Annotated in this window: 1 protein-coding gene; it reads right to left on the bottom strand. The window is 59.4% G+C overall.

Annotated elements, in window-relative coordinates:
• The coding region (locus ACLD7X_RS19540) for an alpha/beta fold hydrolase (RefSeq protein WP_425625550.1) at positions 1-234 on the bottom strand (234 nt) is incomplete at its 3' end.
• Between the last annotated feature and the right edge of the window lie 160 nt (positions 235-394).

Here is a 394-nt window from a genome sequence, read left to right as displayed (position 1 = left end):
ACTGTCGTCCTGGGCGCTTGTACGGCCGCATCCCCTCTGGTCCGGTGCGATTACGTGGTATCCGGCAGCAGCCAGGACAGGCAACTGATTGCGCAAGCTGTAGGCCAGTTCCGGGAAACCGTGCAGCAGCAACAGCACTGGACGTCCAGGCGTGCCCGCTTCGAGGAGGTGCATGCGCAAGCCGGTGGAAGTCTCGACGAAACGTGAGCGCACGCCATCAATTGCAGGGGCCAAGGAGTATGCAAGAGGCATCGGAGTTCCTCATTCCATCAAGCAAAGTGCCGTACCACGTTAGCCTGGTACGAGGGGTGCTGACCACATGAGGACGAAGCTCAAGGAACAATTGAAACGTGGTGTCGTCGAAGCCTTGTTTGCGAACCATGCCCTCCGGCGT

The sequence above is a fragment of the Aphanothece microscopica RSMan92 genome (assembly GCF_046613545.2).
GTDB lineage: Bacteria > Cyanobacteriota > Cyanobacteriia > PCC-6307 > Cyanobiaceae > NIES-981.
Note: the sequence above shows the minus strand (reverse complement) of the source record. Positions and strands in the feature narration are given on the sequence as shown.